This is a genomic window from Ureibacillus yapensis, assembly GCF_003515775.1.
GTDB lineage: Bacteria > Bacillota > Bacilli > Bacillales_A > Planococcaceae > Ureibacillus > Ureibacillus yapensis.
In genome coordinates this window covers 54,144-71,471 of the sequence record NZ_QWEI01000006.1, presented here as the reverse complement: position 1 = coordinate 71,471, position 17,328 = coordinate 54,144, and the positions used below count along the sequence as shown (strand labels likewise).

Genomic DNA, 17,328 nt, shown 5'->3' with positions numbered 1-17,328 from the left:
AAACTGGCGCATCGCTTCCCTGGAATGCATCTCATCTCCCAATAACATACTCAATTTTTTGTAACTTTTATTTATTCTCCATTCTTTCTGTTGAACGATCTTTCATTCTTGCGGTTTTCTCGAATCCTGCTAATGAAAAGAAACAGGCTGCCAGCAAATAGGAGTAATGGAATTCCCTGAACAAATAGAAAAGCCAATATCATTTCTTTCATACCACTATCAGGAGAATCTGTAGCCATGACTCCTATGAAAAAAGCCAATGGAAGGGTAAGCATGTTTATAAGTATTGAGATAAATAAAAATATACTTTCTCCCGCGGTTGATGGTTTGTTTGGTTTTGACATGAATAGATACATAACTCCATATCCTATACTCTAACATCGTTTCTTTTTTAAAAGCTTTTTCGAATCCGCTCCTTTTATGAAAAAAAGACGCACTCGCCTTTAATTGAAGAAAAATGCATCTTCTACTCCTTGCTTGTAACCATCATTAACCTAAGAGGATGAAGAATTTTATTTTTTATGTAGAATTTCGTGATTCTTCTCTATTAACTTTTTATTTCTTTCAATTGTTTCCTTTATGTTTTGATGCAGCTCATTATCGTTAGTTTCATGATTGCTTTTTGGGTCTTCATCCAAGTGAGGTGCTGATGGCTTATTCTTTTCAGTATCCATTTAATTCCCCCTCTGGTTTTGCTTTACTTTTAGTATAAACGATTGAAATTGATATTTATGTTAATTTTGAGTAATATTTTACCGGAAATACGAAAAATGTTCATCCCATTGAGATGGTGCTCTTTATTAAACAGTAATAAATACAATAAGCCTGGGATACTTAAAAGCATTCCAGGCCCTTACAATTTAATTGAATTTGTCATTTCTAACAGTTGTTACGATTGAAATCTGCTTCAGCTGCGAATTCTTCATGATTTGGGTTAAAGCTACGATTAACATTTGCTTCGTTAGCAAACTCTTTTCGGCTGTTGCGGTTACTACGATCATTAGCCATTTCTATCCCTCCTTCGCAGATATGTTGGAGAAATATCATGGTTATACTTCAAAAATGCTTTCCTAAATAAACGAGACTATTTAAAACTAGCTTGCATTAGTCGCTCTTTGCATTTCAATATCCATTAATTCGCTAAGACCTGTAATTTTAAACATTCTCAAAATTCGTTGAGATAAGTTTACCAATTTTAAATAAACATTTTCTTTAATTACTCTTTTATAGAGTGCAACAATTACTCCAAGACCACTGCTATCCATATAAATTACCTTGGACAAATCCAGTTCTAGAATCATGCCGTCTGACAAAACAATCGATTCTAGTTCATCTTTTAATATTGGCGCTGTATGAATATCGATTTCACCTTCAATAAACCCTATTAATATATTTTCATTTTTATGAAATTGAATACTTGACCTCATTTAGTTCGCCTCCATAATGCTGATTTACCTATTCCCCAATCCTAAAATAATAAACCATTTCAACTTATTTTTATTAGCACTTCTATACCTAAATACCCATAAACCCTGTTTTATTTCCCGATTTTAACATAAAAATTCAGCTAAGGGGTTTAGCCTTCCTTAATTAAAAAAAGACCACATGACGAAACATGCAGCCCTTTTAAAACATATATACACTTTTAAAATTCCTATGTTACTTTATTGGAATAGATTCAATCAGATCGGCAGTATCATCACCTGCATTCATTAAATCACTACCTGTTAAATAACGATCGTCCAATAATCAGGCTTTCTAAGATACCATTTTCAGTCCAACGCTTGAGCAAAGAATGATGGTAATGAACAAAATCCTTTTCCAGCTCCTGGACTCGCCATAAAAAAGCATTCCGACAACGGTTCCTCCTACCACGCCAAAACCGGTCCAGATGGCGTAGGCGGTTCCCATGGGGATGGTGTTCATCGAATATTCCAGCAAGAATAAACTTGCACAAAAACCCAGGATTAATAGCACAAGGGGCTTCCAATTTTTGCTGACGCTGTATTGGTTCATCATGGCGACTCCAAAGGTTTCAAAAAGTCCGGCTATTATTAAAGCGAACCATGCCATTCTTCATCAGCCTCCTTTTTTTCTTGATCATCCGTCACAAGCTTTAAGCCAATCACGCCGACTAACAATAGGACAATCAGTAAAATCTTGATGATGTTAAATGGTTCTCCAAAAAACAAGATTTCCGATACGACCGCGCCCGCTGTTCCCAAGCCAACAAAAACGGCATATGCTGTTCCTGTTGGAAGTACAGAAGTCGCTTGAATTAATAAAACATTACAAATCACAATGGCAATAACTGTCGCAATCCACTCCCACGCTTCATCGGCATGGGCAAGCCCAATTACCCAGAATACTTCTAGGAATGATGCGGTAATAACCTTTAGCCATCCATTCATAACTCAACTACCTCCTATCTAAAAGAAAAGTGTAGAATGCCCGCCTTAGCTGCGTTCGAAATTAGAGATTATTAAACAAAAAAAGCCTCAAGAGATATAGTGATATCTCCCAGGCTTTTGTCCTTCCGTGTCACGCTTCGCGCAGTTTTCTCTCGGACCAGACTAAGCAGCAACTTACGGAACCCTAGAAAACTTTTCTCTTCATTTAATTGTTTTATATTATGTCACAACCAACAATCCGTTTCAAGTATAAGGGGAACGATGCTTTTCAAACCCTTGCGCTTTTCGTTAAGATGAATGAAAGGACATTTCAAGGAGTGGCGAAATGGATAAAAAGAAGAACGAGGATTTTGAACCGATCAGCGAAGAGGAATTAATCGAGTTGGTTCTCGAGGAACAGAAAAAGGCACTTGAGAAAGCACGGGAAGAACGGCTATCCGGTGTAAAAGAACCAAAGAAAAGGCCAAAACGCATTCGTCTTTTTGCTTGGATGATGGCTGCGATGCTCGCCTTTAGTACGTTTGCTGTGATTTTTGAAATTTATTCGATTCCTGCAATTGAGTTTCTTAAAGCCTCTTCCCAGCTCTCCAGCCAGGAAAATATCCAGCAGTACAAGCAAGCGGTCGTTGAAATCAAGACAAATGATGGCAAGGGAACCGGTTTTTCGATTTCGCAAGACGGCTATATCGTCACGAACCACCATGTCATAGAAGATGCACTTACCTTGACTGTTATCTTCCCGGATGCTGAAAGTTTATTTAAGGGGAAAGTCGTTGAAACTTATCCTGAAATCGATTTGGCGATCGTCAAAATTGATGCCGAGCATCTTCCTTACTTACCTTTGGCTGAATCATACACTCCGACGGAAAATGAAGAAATCTATTTCATCGGCAATCCTTTATACTTTACGGGAATTGCCAATAAAGGAAATGTGATTGATTATACTCTGCTTGAAGATTGGGACGAGGAAGTGCTGATGATCAAGGCACCTGTTTATCGCGGAAACAGTGGAAGTCCCGTAATTAATAAAAACGGCAGCGTCATCGGGGTGGTGTTTGCTACATTGGAACATGAAACTCATGGGCGGGTGGGGCTTTTTGTTCCTGTCGACTTGCTACAAGAAAAATTGAAGAAATAATTTAATTTCTTTAGCAAGATAACGAAGATAGAAAGCATCGTTTCAAATCAACTTTACCAGGCACTTAGATGCTAAAGTTACATAGTCAATTTTTCATCAACCTTGTTGACGGTTCAGCTATTCCTCTATAATATGCATTCTATACTGTGTAGAGTGAGTTAAATTCAGGCATATGTTTTATCTAAAAATCATTTATTTACATCCTAATTTAACAACCTCTCTACCGACATTGATTTAGTTGGTGAAGGGCAGTACTTTTTAGTCAACCTAATTGACGAAAAGATTTTTTGCTATACTTTATGGGAGCTATCTGAAGAGAATTCTTTCCGGACAGCTCCCTCCCTTTCTATTTTTTTATCATCAATATGATTGTCCACATCACAATCGAGTATAAAAGTGTTTCCCAAAAAGAAGCGTTATTTATAAAAAAATGGGAAATCCCAAAAATGCAAAAAAACAACATGATCAATCTCAGGCAACCCAGCTTCTTCATCCCCTCAATTTATATAAGAATTCTTTCATCAGCATGATTTATGCCACTATTCTATTCTCGCAAACTCCATATTATGAAGTTTCCATTTCTATTGTGGACATTGTTCTTCAACGTAAAAAGAGGCACCCTAATTGGCACCTCTCATTCAATATCACATGCGCCTGAGGCTTTAACTTCATTCAGTGGAGAGTTGAACTCCCATGAATGAAGTTAAATCAATTCCTTCGCCAGCAACCGGTAAACATTCAATCTCGCTTCCTGTGAATGCGGGATGGTACAAATCATCGCTTCATCAAATCCAAACTTTCCCTGCTCCTGATGCAGCTGATCCGCAACCTCTCGTGCCGTACCCACAAAGTGCTGGTATCGATTGTCTTGAATCCATATTCGATCCATTTCCGATAGCGGATAATCTTTTGCTTCCTCCGGGGTCATGCGCAACGGATCGGCCTGGCCTTTATGGAATAATAGTCGGGCAATGTCAGCTGGTTTCGCTTGATATTCAGCTTCTTCTCTTGTTTCCGCAACAGTTGCAAAATAGGAAACAATAATCTCCGGTTTCTCCATAAAGACTGATGGAATAAAGTTTGCTTTATACGCATCAAACACCCGCTTATTCATATAGCCATTAAAAAATTGCGCATAAGAATAACCGAGGCCCATTTTCCCAGCTTCCACCGCACTATTGCCGCTTGATCCGAGCAGCCAGCTTTGCGGCAATTCTATGTTATAAGGCGACGCGGTTACCTTTTGGTAATATGGATTTTTCGGTGCTTCATCATTGAGGAATTCCAGAGTCCATTTTATCTTCTCATATAAGTTGTTTACTTGCGGTTGCCGTCCTTCGGATAGAGCATACATGGCATAATGGTCGCCACCCGGAGCCCGGCCCGCTCCGAAATCAATTCGCCCGGGAGCCAACGCACTTAACGTTTTAAAAACTTCCGCTATTTTGTAAGGAGAATAATGCATCACCATCGTGCCCCCTGTCCCAACACGAATCCGATTCGTTTTTGCTGCAATATAGGAGGCTATAACTTCAGGAGCCGAGCTGGCGAATCCTTTTGTATTGTGATGTTCAGCCATCCAAATACGCTCATACCCCAGCTCTTCCGCAACGGTTGCCAATTCTACCGCTTTAGTTACCGCGTCCGCAGCTGTATTCCCTTTCGTAATAGGTGCTTGATCCAATACACTTAATTTCATTTTAAAGCCTCCTTATGTGAACACGTCATCTATCAACGAATGAGTTCATTGTAATGAATTCAAAAGCATAAAATCCATTTTTATGACTTACCTTGGTTGTGTCGAATCCTTTAGCTACTCGGGATTTTCCCCAAACACTCCCAAAAAATATCCCTTAAAACGACAAATCGTTGTCTCTCCTATACTTTTTCCGTTAACCAGGTTGACAAAAAATATTATCATCACTCTCATTAAGTGTAGCTTTCAAAGCAGGGTTTTAAATTTCCCCTTTTATCTTTAATATACTAATAAAGAATTGGGATTTCCTTCTTTATTCGACAGTTTGATTTTCCGCTATACCCCTTTAGTCAACAAGGTTGACAAAAAAAATCGAAAGCTCCCCCAATTTACCCCTTCCATTCAAACCATTCCCTAAGATGGGCCTTGTTAGATCATTATATTGAAAGCTTTTCTTGTTCAACTTCCTATATCGACAGCACTATTTTTCCTGCATACTAAATTCGTCAACCGGGTTTACAAAAATTCAAGCTCCTCCTATGATGGGAATGCACCTTCATTTAGTTTTTTCAAATAGTAGCGTAAGCCTGCTTATTTTCTAAGAAAACTATCGATTTTTTTGTGATTTATCGACAAATCAACTTAGTCCTATGTCCTGAATCGTAAACTTAGTTGACAAAAATTTCACTACCCACTCTTATTAACCCAATCCTTCAAGACATCGAAAAAGGAACTCTCCCCTCTTTTCCCCTCCAAAATGATCACTTTCATTCATGCGGGATATCTCCGTTAAAATCGACAAAAACCAACTCTTCACTTCCACTCAAACGTAATGACCCTATCGGGAATTTCATCCTGGATAGGGTCATTTTTACAATCCTAGAGGGTTACTGCCCCTGGGAAAAATAGGAATATCAATACGACTGCCACAAAAATCAGGAAGCCGACAACCGCTACGAAAATTCCAAGCAATTTCAGCCAAATTCTTTTTGTATATTTACCTACTGCAAACATCACTAATCCCAATGTCATTAACGCAATCGCAAGAAGCAGCAAAAGCACCTTTATCCACCTCCTTTACGCTTACTTTATGTAAGGGTACAAGGTTGGTGTAATGGAATGGACTAGAAAATAATATTTAAATGATTCATTCGATATTAGAGAAAACTAATAGAAAAAGCGCCTCTGCTTCTGCAGAGACGCCCAGCTTTAAATAATATAACTGATGAATAACCCAATCGCTAAAACAAAGGAAAATAATGTATTCGTAATTGCTGTTGATTTCATTGCCACCCGCATATATTGCGGCTTGGTTGCACCCTCTTTGAAGCCTTGAATGGCGGAAATCGGTTTTTTCACGGTCAACAATACGATTAACGCCCAAGGACTGACCATCCCGGCAATAACAAGGGCAATGATCCAAATATACGAAATCACAAAGGCAAACGCTAATGTCATCACCGCTTTTTCGCGACCCAGTAGAATCGCAAGCGTTTTTCTGCCACCCTTTGTATCTTCCTCAATATCCCGAATATTATTGGACATATTGATTGCGCCAACCAGAATACCGGGCGGGATTGAAATCAGCACAGACGTTAATGTAAGTTCACCCGTTTGGATGAAATATGCGATTAACACGAAGCCTGTCCCCATCAATGCACCAGCGAACAATTCACCAAATGGTGTATAGGCAATAGGAAGCGGCCCGCCTGTATATAAATAGCCGATTGCCATCCCAAACAAGCCGATCACCACTAACCACCAACTGCTGTTCATACAAATGTAAACACCGATGATGGCAGCAACCACATATAAAAGAATGGCTACCGTCAGAACATTTTTGGGCTTTAAGCCGTGGCGTACAATTCCGCCGCCGATTCCAACTGATTCTGCCGTATCCAGCCCGCGCCTAAAATCGTAATATTCATTAAATAAATTTGTGGCGATTTGCAAAGCCAAACAAGCAACCATCATGGCAATAAATAGAAGATAATCAATTTCGGTATCGTATAAAGCCATTACGCTTCCCAATATCACCGGCGCAAAGGTTGCTGTCAATGTATGGGGGCGAGTCATTTTCCACATTAATTTTGCGGAACTCATTTGTTTTTCATTCTCCATCTATTTCAACTTCCCTTTTATAATTTTTCACATTCATACATTATAACAAATTAGCACCAATAGTTCTCGCTCATCTTTCGAGAAATATTGGTGCTAGTAGGCGTTAAAAAACTAGCTTTTCCGTCTTTTACTCACCAGTATATTCATAATAATCCACTTGCATCGTTTTTAGGAAGCCAGCCTTTTCATAGACTGCCAGCGCTCGTTCATTCTCCACTTCCACCTCAAGCATGACAACCGACTCTCCACTGCGCATAGTGAAATCCTTTGCCCATATCAACAATTTGGTACCAATGCCCATTCCTTGCTTATCGGGATGCACGGCCAAGGCTGTCACCCATTGCGCACTTCCTTCCTTGGAAGTGGTTACCGTCCCCACAATTTCCCCGTTCAATTCAGCGACCCACAAAATTCTTCCTTCTGTCGTTGTATTAAAATCGATTAACTCTATTGATTCTTCCCGTAAATCTCCAAAAGCTTCACTAAAAATCCGAATAAGTGCTTCTGAATCGTTTGCTCGACAATATGGTCGAATATCAATCGATTCATCCGGTTCCATCGCTTCCGGTTTTGCTTCAAAAGTTGCTTCGGAAAAACTCTGAGAGTACCCGTACTTCTCCACAAATTCACGTCTTCGTTTGTCATTTTCAATGACCAAGGCGAGTTCACCTTGTGCCCCGCGTTGATGCAATCCATCTCCAATTACCTTCAATATAGCCTCATCCAATCCAATTTCCCGGTACATCGGCGCTATTAGAATGGCCCATTCATATGTATTCAACCCCATTTGGTCCACTGCACTTGCTACGCCAACAAGTTCATTTTGTTCGTCATCATATGCAAGAACAAAAAACCCTTTGACCTGGTAGTTTTGCGACTCCTGTAGATTGAGAACAGGGCAATAATTATATTTATCAATCTCACTTGCGGATGCGCACAGGGTTTTGATTTCATTATATGTTTCATGATCGATGGGAAACGATGCGGTAATAATTGATAGATTCATTCTTCCAACTCTCCGATTCTTGTCAATGATGTTTTTCATTTTAGATGAACATCCAAGCCCCCGCAAGGTCATATCGCAAATTAACGGTAATTACCTCATTGATGCTTTTATGGCAGTTTTTTTAAGCATACTAGCACAGTTCCTGGCTTTCGATGCCTTCCATAAAAGAATATGGAAAATTTTAATATAGTCCTTTTAACCCATCTTCTCATTATTTTTATTTTATTTCCAAACAATCACAACTTTTGTCCCGCGAAAAATTAAACTGAAAATTTTTGTCAGATTATTAATGACTATTTGCTATTAAAACTTTATAATAAACAGTATGAATTTGTGACTATTTAGGAGTGAAAAACGAATGAGCCAAGAGATGATGAACAGAGTAATCGATGGAAAAATGGTAAATTTGTCTCCTTTCCCAACTTTTGTACTAAATAAGAATGATAAAGTGCTTTTTTGGAACGATTTAAGCAAAAAGTTATTTGGTTATGAGCTTCAGGATTTTTCAAAAGGCTCCATTCAAGATCGTTTGCTGGCAACTATGTCCAAAGAATCCTATCACACTATTTTAGCTGGAAAAGAGCCATTACGCTTTGAAAATATAAAACTTTTAACAAAAGAAGATGTGATCGTAAATGCAACACTGTTGACAACTTCTGTGCTAGTGAATGATGAACCTTGCATTTTGGTTACATGCTTGCTAGATGAAGCCTTTACACGCATGAATGATGATACGCAGGCTTTGAGAGATTTAATCGAAGGGCTTTATGCTTCTTATATGGTTGTTACCTTTGATGCGGAAGGGCTTATTACGAATTGCAACCAGAACTTCCTGACTGCAAGCCACTGGACACCAAAACGCGTCTTGGGCAAAACATTCTGGCAGCTTTTCCCGAATGATGAACACAGCTTGAAGGTGGCGAATTCCATTTGGCGAACAATGAATGCCGGCCAAATCTGGCAAGGCGAGGTAGAAAAAGCAACGAAAGATAATATCCCCTATTGGGTGTTCTTGACGGCGATTCCCACGACTTCCGCGGACAAGCAAAACGATGAATTTGTGCTGGTTGAAAAAGATATTACAAACGAAAAAAAGCTAAAGCAGCAGCTTGAAAAAATCGCCTATGTTGACACGGAAACCGGATTAATGAATGCACATCGGCTAGAACAAATCGTCAATGAAATGATTGATGAAAAACGCCATTTTTCATTCGTTTATTTAAGCATTGATAAATTTTATACCATTAAAGAGCTTCATTATAAAATGGAAACTAATCTGATCATGGAATTCACGAAGCGCATGAAAATCTATTTCCAAGATAGTGAAATGGCAAGAATCAACGAAAATGAATTTGTCGTCATTACACCGCTTGGCGAATGGTTTATCCAGGGATTCCTGACTTATCTGCAGCAAAATCCCATTTATAATGAAAATATCGCCGTTCCATTGTCCATTAGCGGTGGAATCACTCGTTCACCACAGGATCAGACAAGCTTTCCGCATCTAATGAAAGCTTCTCTTGCAACCATCGCAAATGTTCGTGAAGCAGGCGGGGATCATATTGTTTCACTATCCAATGCAACGCATAAAGCCATTAACCGCAAATCTATTATTGAAAAACGGCTGTTGCTTGCGCTGAATCAACAGAATCTTAAAGTTTTCTACCAGCCCCAGGTTGATATTCATACTGGCAAAGTATTGGCCGTGGAAGCACTGGTCCGCTGGGAAGATGAAGAAATCGGCGTCGTTTCTCCCGACGAGTTGATACCCATCGCAGAGGAAACGGGTTTAATTAATAATATCGGCTCATTTGTGATTGAAGAAGCTTGTCAACAGGCAGCAAATTGGCATAAAGAAGGATTGGACATAAAAGTGACCATTAACTTATCTGTCCGCGAATTCCGCGACAAAAATATGGCCAAATTCATTCTTTCCACTTTGGATAAGACCAACTGTCCTGCCAACTTGATTCAAATTGAATTTACGGAAAAGTTCGCGCTCCAAGCAGAAGCGGAAACATCTATTATCAAACAAATGCGGAAACTGAACGACAAGGGCATTGTTTTTATTCTCGATGATTTCGGGACGGGCTATGCTTCGTTCCGTTATATGCAGCTCCTGCCAATCGAAGTGCTGAAAATTGACCAAACGTTTATTCACTCTCTTCTGCAGTCCGAGAAAACACAGCGGTTGATCCATGGAATGGTGCAGTTCGGCAAGTCAATGAACTTGACCGTACTGGCTGAAGGTGTAGAAACGAAGGAGCAGCAGCAATTACTGGCAGAATACGGCTGCGATGCCATCCAAGGTTACCTAATCAGCAAGCCGGTACCCGGTGCCGCGATTTCCGAGCTGATTGAAGAATCAATGAATATCTAGTTTAAAAGGCTACTCCGCTATAGAGTAGCCTCCTTTTCTTTGTATTCATTTTCGTTTTGCACGGGCGAAGGATTGCATGGAGGTACGCCCTGTTTTAAACATCCTTAACACCAGCTGGACCATCACTTCCGCAAAAACCAATCCCATGGCAATGGCGCCCGAGATCATGAGGACGCGCATTCCGTTTTGCATGCCCATGTTATAATCCAGTTCTACAATATTGCGCATCGTATTATAGGCAATGCCCCCAGGAACCAATGCAATAATGCCGGATACGTTAAAAATAATCATCGGCATTTTAAACCTTCGGGCAAAAATCTGCGCCAACAATGCCACGGCAAATGCACCCAAAAAAGATGCCTGAACTTCCGTTATATTGATACTCATCAGCATATAGTAAATTATCCAACCCACAGCCCCAACAAAACCACAGTAAGGAATGGCTTTAATCGGAGCATTAAAAATAACACCAAAGCATGCTGTAAATAAAAAGCTAAAAAGTACTTGTAAGATTAACTCCATCATCATTCTCCTTAAAACGACACACTCAGTGCAATGCCCGAACCAATCGCAAATGCCGTTAAGAATGCTTCAGCTCCTTTGGCAATGCCTGCGGTAAAATGCCCCGCCATTAAATCCCGTACGGCATTGGTGATCAATAACCCGGGAACAAGCGGCATTACTCCCCCGACAATGATCTTATCCATTTCAGTTCCCAAGCCTAAATGCACGGCCATGGAAGCGACCAAGCCAATCACCAAAGCAGCTAAAAATTCAGAGAAGAATTTCACCTTTGTCATCTCCTGAATAAGAGTCGCAACTAAATAGCCAATCCCTCCAGCCACAAAGGCAGCGGGCATATCCGACCCATATCCTTTAGATAAAACCAAAAAAGAACTGCTGGCAATTGAAGCCGCCAATATTTGGATATGCAGAGGTAAAAAAGAATTAGTTTTTTCTATCTTTTTTAACTCCTCATAAGCCTCATCAAGTGTTATTATTTGAACTGTAAGCTTGCGGGAAACATTGTTAACTTTTGCAATTTTATGTAAATCAGTAATCCGCGATGTAATGGAACTGATTTTCATCTGGTTTTTTCCCACGGACAGAATAATCCCTGTTGGAGTGACATAACTTTGCGCTTCAATGTTTTGCGAGCGGGCCATGCGAAGCATCGTGTCTTCCACTCGGTAGGTTTCCGCTCCACTTTCCATCATGATTTTGCCGGCCAATAAAAAACAATCAAGTGCCTTTTCAACATTTTGTTCATTGTTCATAATTTCGAGTCATTCTCCTTCTTTCTCCATGCTATATTATCGAACAGTTTAGGATAACTCAATACATATTTTTTATAAGGGAGGTTAATTTTGTAAATTTAATAAAGGAATTTTTAACCTGATCATCCCTTTTGATTATGGAACAACAACACACCAAAGGAGAGAACCTACCATTGAAACGTTATAAATGGATAGAGGTACTATTGATTAGCGTGATTTTTATGTTATCGGCAATTGTTGGAGGATTTATGGTCTTGAATGGAGATTCCAAGTTTCAGAATGCCACTGCTTTGGCCAGCAACTCAAACCCTGGCAATGGAATAAAAGAAGTGAAAGCAGCGGAGCAAGCGGTAATCGAGGTGGAGTCGGACTTTGAAGGAATTCGCCTTTTTAAAGATAATTCTATCGATCCTGCCAATCCATATAAAATCATCTATCCATCAACAAAATTCAAACCTGTAAATCAAAAAATTACAGATTACATAAAAGCAACGAAGCAACAATACATAACAAAAATTCAAGATTCCAAGAACGAAATGAAAAATAATCTTTCCATTGCCGTAAAAATAACGCCTTATAAGGAAAATTATTATTCGATTTTAATGACAAAAAAAGAAACAGTTAATGGGAAAAATGTTGGGGATGCTTATTATACTCTCTTCTTTAACCGAAAAACCGGAGAGCTCATTGATTCAAAAAAGATTTTTAATCAAAATGTTGAACACTTGAAAAAGCTTTCAAAATACGTGAATCAAAAAATGCTGGAGCAAAAAAGTTACAAGAATCATATAAACATTAAAAAATGGAATATCCTTTCGTATCCTTATTGGAAAAACTACAACCGCTTTGTAATCGAAAATGATGCTTTTGTTCTTTATTACGATCAAGGAGCTTTTACGGATGAGAGCGTGGGTACACCAAAGCTATCCATCCCGATGTCATTTTTGAATCCCATATTGGGAAGTGCTTTTCAAACGAGTGTAAAGAGCGACATTACGATTTTGCAGCCCGTTCCGAAAAAAAGTTTGGGCAAGAAAGTGGCGTTGACTTTCGATGATGGCCCCCATCACAAGATTACTAGACAAGTTTTGGATCTGTTGGCTCAATACGATGCAAAAGCAACTTTTTTTATCGTGGGAAATCAGGTAGCCGGCAACGAATCAATCGTTAAAGCGATTTTGGCGGAAGGCCATGAAATCGGCAACCATTCATGGAGCCATCCAAATTTAACCAAACTCTCACCTAGCAATGTCTCGGCACAAGTGGATAAAACGAACAATACGATTTTTAAAATTACCGGACACTATCCAACCGTTTTCAGGCCGCCCTATGGAGAAAAAAATAAAACCGTGGAAGATTCCGTTTCCACTCCTCTCGTAATGTGGACGATTGATACGCTCGACTGGAAATACCGCGATTCAAGCAAGCTGCTGCCGAAGATTCAAAAGACATTGAAAAATAATGATGTTATATTGATGCATGATATCCATCAATCCACCGCAGACGGCTTGGAAAAAGTCCTCATCTATCTGCAAAAAGAAGGATACGAGTGTGTAACGGTTAGTGAATTAAAGGGTTATGGGAAATAGTGTGAGTTAGAATCAGCAAGGATTATTCCTTGCTGATTTTTTGTTGGCGGTAGACGGGGGTTTTAGCTTGCTCTCTTCTACCGTTTCTTGTCACGCTTGACTCAGATGGGCGTTTTGGGCGTTCTATTCGACCGTTTTTCGCCGCGCTTTACTCAGACGGGCGTTTTGGCGCGTTCTATTCGACCGTTTCTCGCCGTGCTTGACTCAGACGGGGGTTTTGGTGCGACAAATGAAGTTTGAATTGATGATATGGTGTCCCATAAACTGGGTTATGGGGTCCAGCCGGTTTCTTTGGAATCTATTTGGTTGTAATAGACGCAGCCATTTCCCTGCAATTTTGACGTCCACTAGTCAATTAGATTCCTTCTGAAAGCTCATCATTATTATTCATTATTCACTTGAAAAAGCTCATAATAATGTTCTTTATCAAGTTCTTCCATTTCCAGATCAAAAACAAACATCTCGAATGTTTCTGGACTCATTTCTCCAACTATAAAAGGTATATCATTTTTCATCGCTATCTTTTTGATATCCATCGTTTGTTCTAAATTGGACTCCGACATCATTCTATATTGGTAAGCTACTGCTTTTTCTTGATTTTTGGGTTGAAAAGTCACTCGCCAAACAAACCTTGTCTCATCGGAGGAATTGGATAAACTTCCATGATGCACATAAGGCTCCACAAAGACACTTTCAATCTCTTCAAAAGAAATAATATCTTTTTCACCTTTCCAATTGCTTGATACTAATCCATCTTCTTTATGTATTCCTCTATAATCAGAGAACGTAAGAACATTAAATCCAATTAACAAAAGAATCGTTCCAAAAATAATAACATCCCATAACCTTTTTCGTTTTAATTCGGAATTAAGAAATCGAAAAGCCAAAAGAAAAACAAGAACTAAAAACAGAAAGATCGACAACTCTCCTAGAAGAGTACCTGATGCAGGTTCATAGACAATATAATGTTCATCTACAAATGTATTTTCTTTAAACTCAGAATAATTTCCAAATAAATAGATTGCTAGCGGAAGAATAAAAAAAACAAAGATATAGTTTTTTATCAAACGCTTTCCTTCTTGTTTAAATTCATACTTTGTAGTTCTGATCTTTTGACCCCATATATAAAGCGGGAAACTAATAATCCAAAAAACTATCGCAGCAACGATAAACTCCTGGAAAAGACCTATCGCACAGAACAGGCCCAATAGCGAACTAAGTATTATGATTACGATTCCAGTAAATTTTTTCAACTTGCCACCTCTTGTTTAACTCTAACCAATTTATAATTTACTCTCGTCTTTAATAGTATCATATCCCTTAATCCCCTCTATAATTTGGTCCTCATCATATGGAAAGAAAGTATTCCACCCCGCAGATTGCGCAAATAAACAGAAATCCTGTACTTCAATATTTTCTTCAAAAACACCTCATAGTCGAGCTTTAGAACTTTTCAAATCAAGTGTTCTTCCTTAAATAGAAAAAAGCTTGTTTTGAAAATACATCTCAAAACAAGCTCCTACTATTTTATTTAATCTCCACTTGGTCAACCAACTCGAAACTTTCCAAGTCATAGCCTTTGATTTCTTTCCTGGACACAGTATAAAGCGTGTCATCAATATAGATAAGCCTTGAAATTAAAGCTCCCCAGTCTTCGTACTGTTCTCCTTTTTGAGCTGGAGCCACCAAGTTGGCTTTTATTTTTATGCCATTTTCAGGCGTAATTTGGTATACAACCGCTCCAGTCCCTTTGTAGGCGACATCGTATTTTTCTTTCGCTTCATAAACCGTTACCGGAAAACCATAATACCCATAGGCATCATGCCTGAATAACGCTTTGTGATTGTACTCGATTTCCGAATATGTTCCGCGTCCGCCGATGACCACCGAATCCTGCTCCTTGGGATTGGCAAAGTCCGTAATGTCAAACAGCGAGACCTTCATGCCCGCTCTTGTGACAAAGGGCTGCTTCATTGATTCATCCACTCTCGTTTCGGTATCATATCCAATGCCAATTAAATGATTTTCGCCTAACGGATGAAGGTAATTGCTAAAGCCCGGGATTTTCAATTCTCCCAATACTCTTGGCTTTTCCGGGTTTGCAAGATCAATTACAAACAGCGGATCTACCTGTTTAAAAGTCACAATATATGCTTTATCTCCCATAAACCTAGCCGAATAAATCTTCTCACCACGTGCCAAGTCAGTCACTTCTCCGATTTTCATTAAATTCTCGTCATAGACGAACAGATGATTTTTTGAAGCATTGTCGGCACTTCCCCAGAAATCCCCTTCCGTTGTTGCCACCCTGAAATACCCGTTATGCTCATCCATCGAAAACTGATTCAAGATGCTGCCTTTTATGAACGTTGATGCAGTAAAGTCTACACGTTGACCTTCAATTTTAAATTTAAATATTTCGGTATTTGTTGCTCCTGCAGGCAAAATGGCCATATCCGTTGTTGCCTCTTCCACACTGTCTCCCATAAAAGCCCTATAATTGACCGCTGTTAAATACAAGGCATGTTCGGACATGTATAAAGCGGAGCTTCCGCCCAAATAACCTTTTGTTTCAACCTTGCTGCTGCCAAAGTTCTTTAAATCAACTGCCGATATAATCGTATAATTCGGTTCATTCGCGCCAGGCAAAATGGTTAATTGGTCAATGTTCATCGGTTTGATGCTTTCCGCTTGTTTACTATCATACGTATACGGACGAAGCTCAACCTCTTTTTCTTTCGTTAGCAGCCAATAATCCGGCATTTTATTCGTTACGATATAAAGTGTATTGCCATATTTCCGAATGCCGTTCATGTAGCCATCTTGGCCGACTTCCCTTATTAACTTTGGATTTTCGGCGTCTTTTATATTATAAAAAGCCGCTTTAGTCATGCTGATGCCGTTTGAATAGCCATCCTTTTTCATCTCGATATATTCATCCGCAATGACAATCAGCATCCCATCATGCAACATTAATTGCATCGGGTTACGATTGCCCTCCAATTTTATCTTGTTTGCCACTTTTAGGTTCTTGGGATTTCTTGCATCTATGATGACAATTTGTTGGTCAACAATGGAATAAATATAGCGGCCATCTGTTACCACCACATCCCCTTCTTCAATTCCCTCTACCTGGTTATTGGTAGAAGAATGGGAAGAACTTGCTTCGGTGCTGGCAGTATCTGCTGCGGCGTTGGAAGTTTTCATATCTGCACTCTCTTCCACTACTACCCGACCTCTACCGCGATTTTTTCTCTCCTCATCTAATATGGTTTGAAAGAAATCCTCCAGCTCTTCAACGGACGTTAATTCTTTCAATTCTTGAACCACTTTGAATTGTATTTCTTGCCCCTCGGCTTTTCGCTTTTTTTCAAATGCGGCCGCTTCAATATGAAGCTTATAGTCCCCAGGCGGCAAGTGCTCGATTGATAAGGAATGGTGGGCATCCTGAAGAGTGATTGCAGCTTCAACCCGCTCGCCATCCCCATTTGTCACATAAATCAATTTCTCATTAATGCTATTAAGAGGTTGCGAAAAATAAACCTGATACGGGTGATCAACCAAAACGGTTGTGGAAGCATGTACTTCTACCTTTTTTCCAAAATAAAATATTGCTGTACTTGCCAATAAGGCAATAATTGCGAAAACGAGGCTGCTTGCTATTAACCTTCCTTTCATGTAACTCACTCCTTTGGATTGTCTGCTTATTT

At 39.4% G+C, this 17,328-nt stretch carries 16 protein-coding genes and 1 riboswitch; of the genes, 3 read left to right on the top strand and 13 right to left on the bottom strand.

Annotation, left to right across the window (positions count from 1 at the left end):
* Positions 1–512 precede the first annotated feature (512 nt).
* From D1B33_RS18470 to D1B33_RS12040, 5 genes are all read right to left on the bottom strand, one after another.
* Positions 513–674, bottom strand: a complete 162-nt coding sequence (locus D1B33_RS18470) for a hypothetical protein (protein ID WP_158582968.1) — start codon at positions 672–674, stop codon at positions 513–515.
* Between the two features lie 205 nt (positions 675–879).
* On the bottom strand, positions 880–1,008 hold the full coding sequence (locus tag D1B33_RS18770; protein ID WP_267897049.1) for a hypothetical protein: 129 nt from the start codon (positions 1,006–1,008) through the stop codon (positions 880–882).
* Positions 1,009–1,094: 86 nt separating this feature from the next.
* Positions 1,095–1,427: an STAS domain-containing protein gene (locus tag D1B33_RS12050; protein WP_118876649.1), complete on the bottom strand. Its 333-nt coding sequence runs from the start codon at positions 1,425–1,427 to the stop codon at positions 1,095–1,097.
* Between the two features lie 331 nt (positions 1,428–1,758).
* Positions 1,759–2,073: a DMT family transporter gene (locus D1B33_RS12045; protein ID WP_118876648.1), complete on the bottom strand. Its 315-nt coding sequence runs from the start codon at positions 2,071–2,073 to the stop codon at positions 1,759–1,761.
* Positions 2,055–2,411: a DMT family transporter gene (locus D1B33_RS12040; RefSeq protein ID WP_118876647.1), complete on the bottom strand. Its 357-nt coding sequence runs from the start codon at positions 2,409–2,411 to the stop codon at positions 2,055–2,057. The genes D1B33_RS12045 and D1B33_RS12040 overlap by 19 nt, the downstream gene beginning before the upstream one ends.
* 104 nt (positions 2,412–2,515) lie before the next feature.
* A riboswitch (guanidine-I (ykkC/yxkD leader) is annotated at positions 2,516–2,610 on the bottom strand.
* Between the two features lie 126 nt (positions 2,611–2,736).
* On the opposite strand from D1B33_RS12040, the gene D1B33_RS12035 reads away from it, so the two are divergent.
* Positions 2,737–3,549 carry a S1C family serine protease gene (locus D1B33_RS12035; RefSeq protein WP_118876646.1) on the top strand — a complete coding sequence of 271 codons (813 nt, stop codon included), beginning with the start codon at positions 2,737–2,739 and terminating at the stop codon, positions 3,547–3,549.
* A gap of 703 nt (positions 3,550–4,252) precedes the next feature.
* Here D1B33_RS12035 and D1B33_RS12030 read toward each other — a convergent pair.
* The 4 genes from D1B33_RS12030 to D1B33_RS12015 all read right to left on the bottom strand — a co-directional run bounded on the left by D1B33_RS12030 (position 4,253) and on the right by D1B33_RS12015 (position 8,372).
* Positions 4,253–5,248: an LLM class flavin-dependent oxidoreductase gene (locus tag D1B33_RS12030; RefSeq protein ID WP_118876645.1), complete on the bottom strand. Its 996-nt coding sequence runs from the start codon at positions 5,246–5,248 to the stop codon at positions 4,253–4,255.
* Between the two features lie 876 nt (positions 5,249–6,124).
* Positions 6,125–6,307, bottom strand: a complete 183-nt coding sequence (locus tag D1B33_RS12025; protein WP_118876644.1) for a hypothetical protein — start codon at positions 6,305–6,307, stop codon at positions 6,125–6,127.
* 147 nt (positions 6,308–6,454) lie between these two features.
* Positions 6,455–7,366, bottom strand: a complete 912-nt coding sequence (locus tag D1B33_RS12020; RefSeq protein ID WP_118876643.1) for a 1,4-dihydroxy-2-naphthoate polyprenyltransferase — start codon at positions 7,364–7,366, stop codon at positions 6,455–6,457.
* Between the two features lie 127 nt (positions 7,367–7,493).
* Positions 7,494–8,372 (bottom strand): GNAT family N-acetyltransferase, encoded by an 879-nt coding sequence (locus D1B33_RS12015; protein ID WP_118876642.1) that lies wholly within the window; start codon positions 8,370–8,372, stop codon positions 7,494–7,496.
* A gap of 358 nt (positions 8,373–8,730) precedes the next feature.
* Here D1B33_RS12015 and D1B33_RS12010 point away from each other — a divergent pair, with 358 nt between their 5' ends.
* Entirely contained in the window at positions 8,731–10,752 is a 2,022-nt protein-coding gene (locus D1B33_RS12010) for an EAL domain-containing protein (RefSeq protein WP_118876641.1), read from the top strand.
* A 45-nt stretch (positions 10,753–10,797) separates the two neighbouring features.
* Here the strand turns inward: D1B33_RS12010 and D1B33_RS12005 are convergent, their stop codons facing one another.
* Both D1B33_RS12005 and D1B33_RS12000 read right to left on the bottom strand, forming a co-directional pair.
* Positions 10,798–11,274, bottom strand: a complete 477-nt coding sequence (locus tag D1B33_RS12005) for a threonine/serine exporter family protein (RefSeq protein WP_199677408.1) — start codon at positions 11,272–11,274, stop codon at positions 10,798–10,800.
* An 11-nt stretch (positions 11,275–11,285) separates the two neighbouring features.
* Positions 11,286–12,029, bottom strand: a complete 744-nt coding sequence (locus tag D1B33_RS12000) for a threonine/serine exporter family protein (protein ID WP_118876639.1) — start codon at positions 12,027–12,029, stop codon at positions 11,286–11,288.
* Between the two features lie 173 nt (positions 12,030–12,202).
* Here D1B33_RS12000 and D1B33_RS11995 point away from each other — a divergent pair, with 173 nt between their 5' ends.
* Positions 12,203–13,618 (top strand): polysaccharide deacetylase family protein, encoded by a 1,416-nt coding sequence (locus D1B33_RS11995; RefSeq protein WP_158582967.1) that lies wholly within the window; start codon positions 12,203–12,205, stop codon positions 13,616–13,618.
* 383 nt (positions 13,619–14,001) lie between these two features.
* Here the strand turns inward: D1B33_RS11995 and D1B33_RS11990 are convergent, their stop codons facing one another.
* Positions 14,002–14,871: a hypothetical protein gene (locus tag D1B33_RS11990; RefSeq protein WP_118876637.1), complete on the bottom strand. Its 870-nt coding sequence runs from the start codon at positions 14,869–14,871 to the stop codon at positions 14,002–14,004.
* 274 nt (positions 14,872–15,145) lie between these two features.
* Positions 15,146–17,296 (bottom strand): beta-propeller domain-containing protein, encoded by a 2,151-nt coding sequence (locus tag D1B33_RS11985; protein ID WP_118876636.1) that lies wholly within the window; start codon positions 17,294–17,296, stop codon positions 15,146–15,148.
* Positions 17,297–17,328 lie beyond the last annotated feature (32 nt).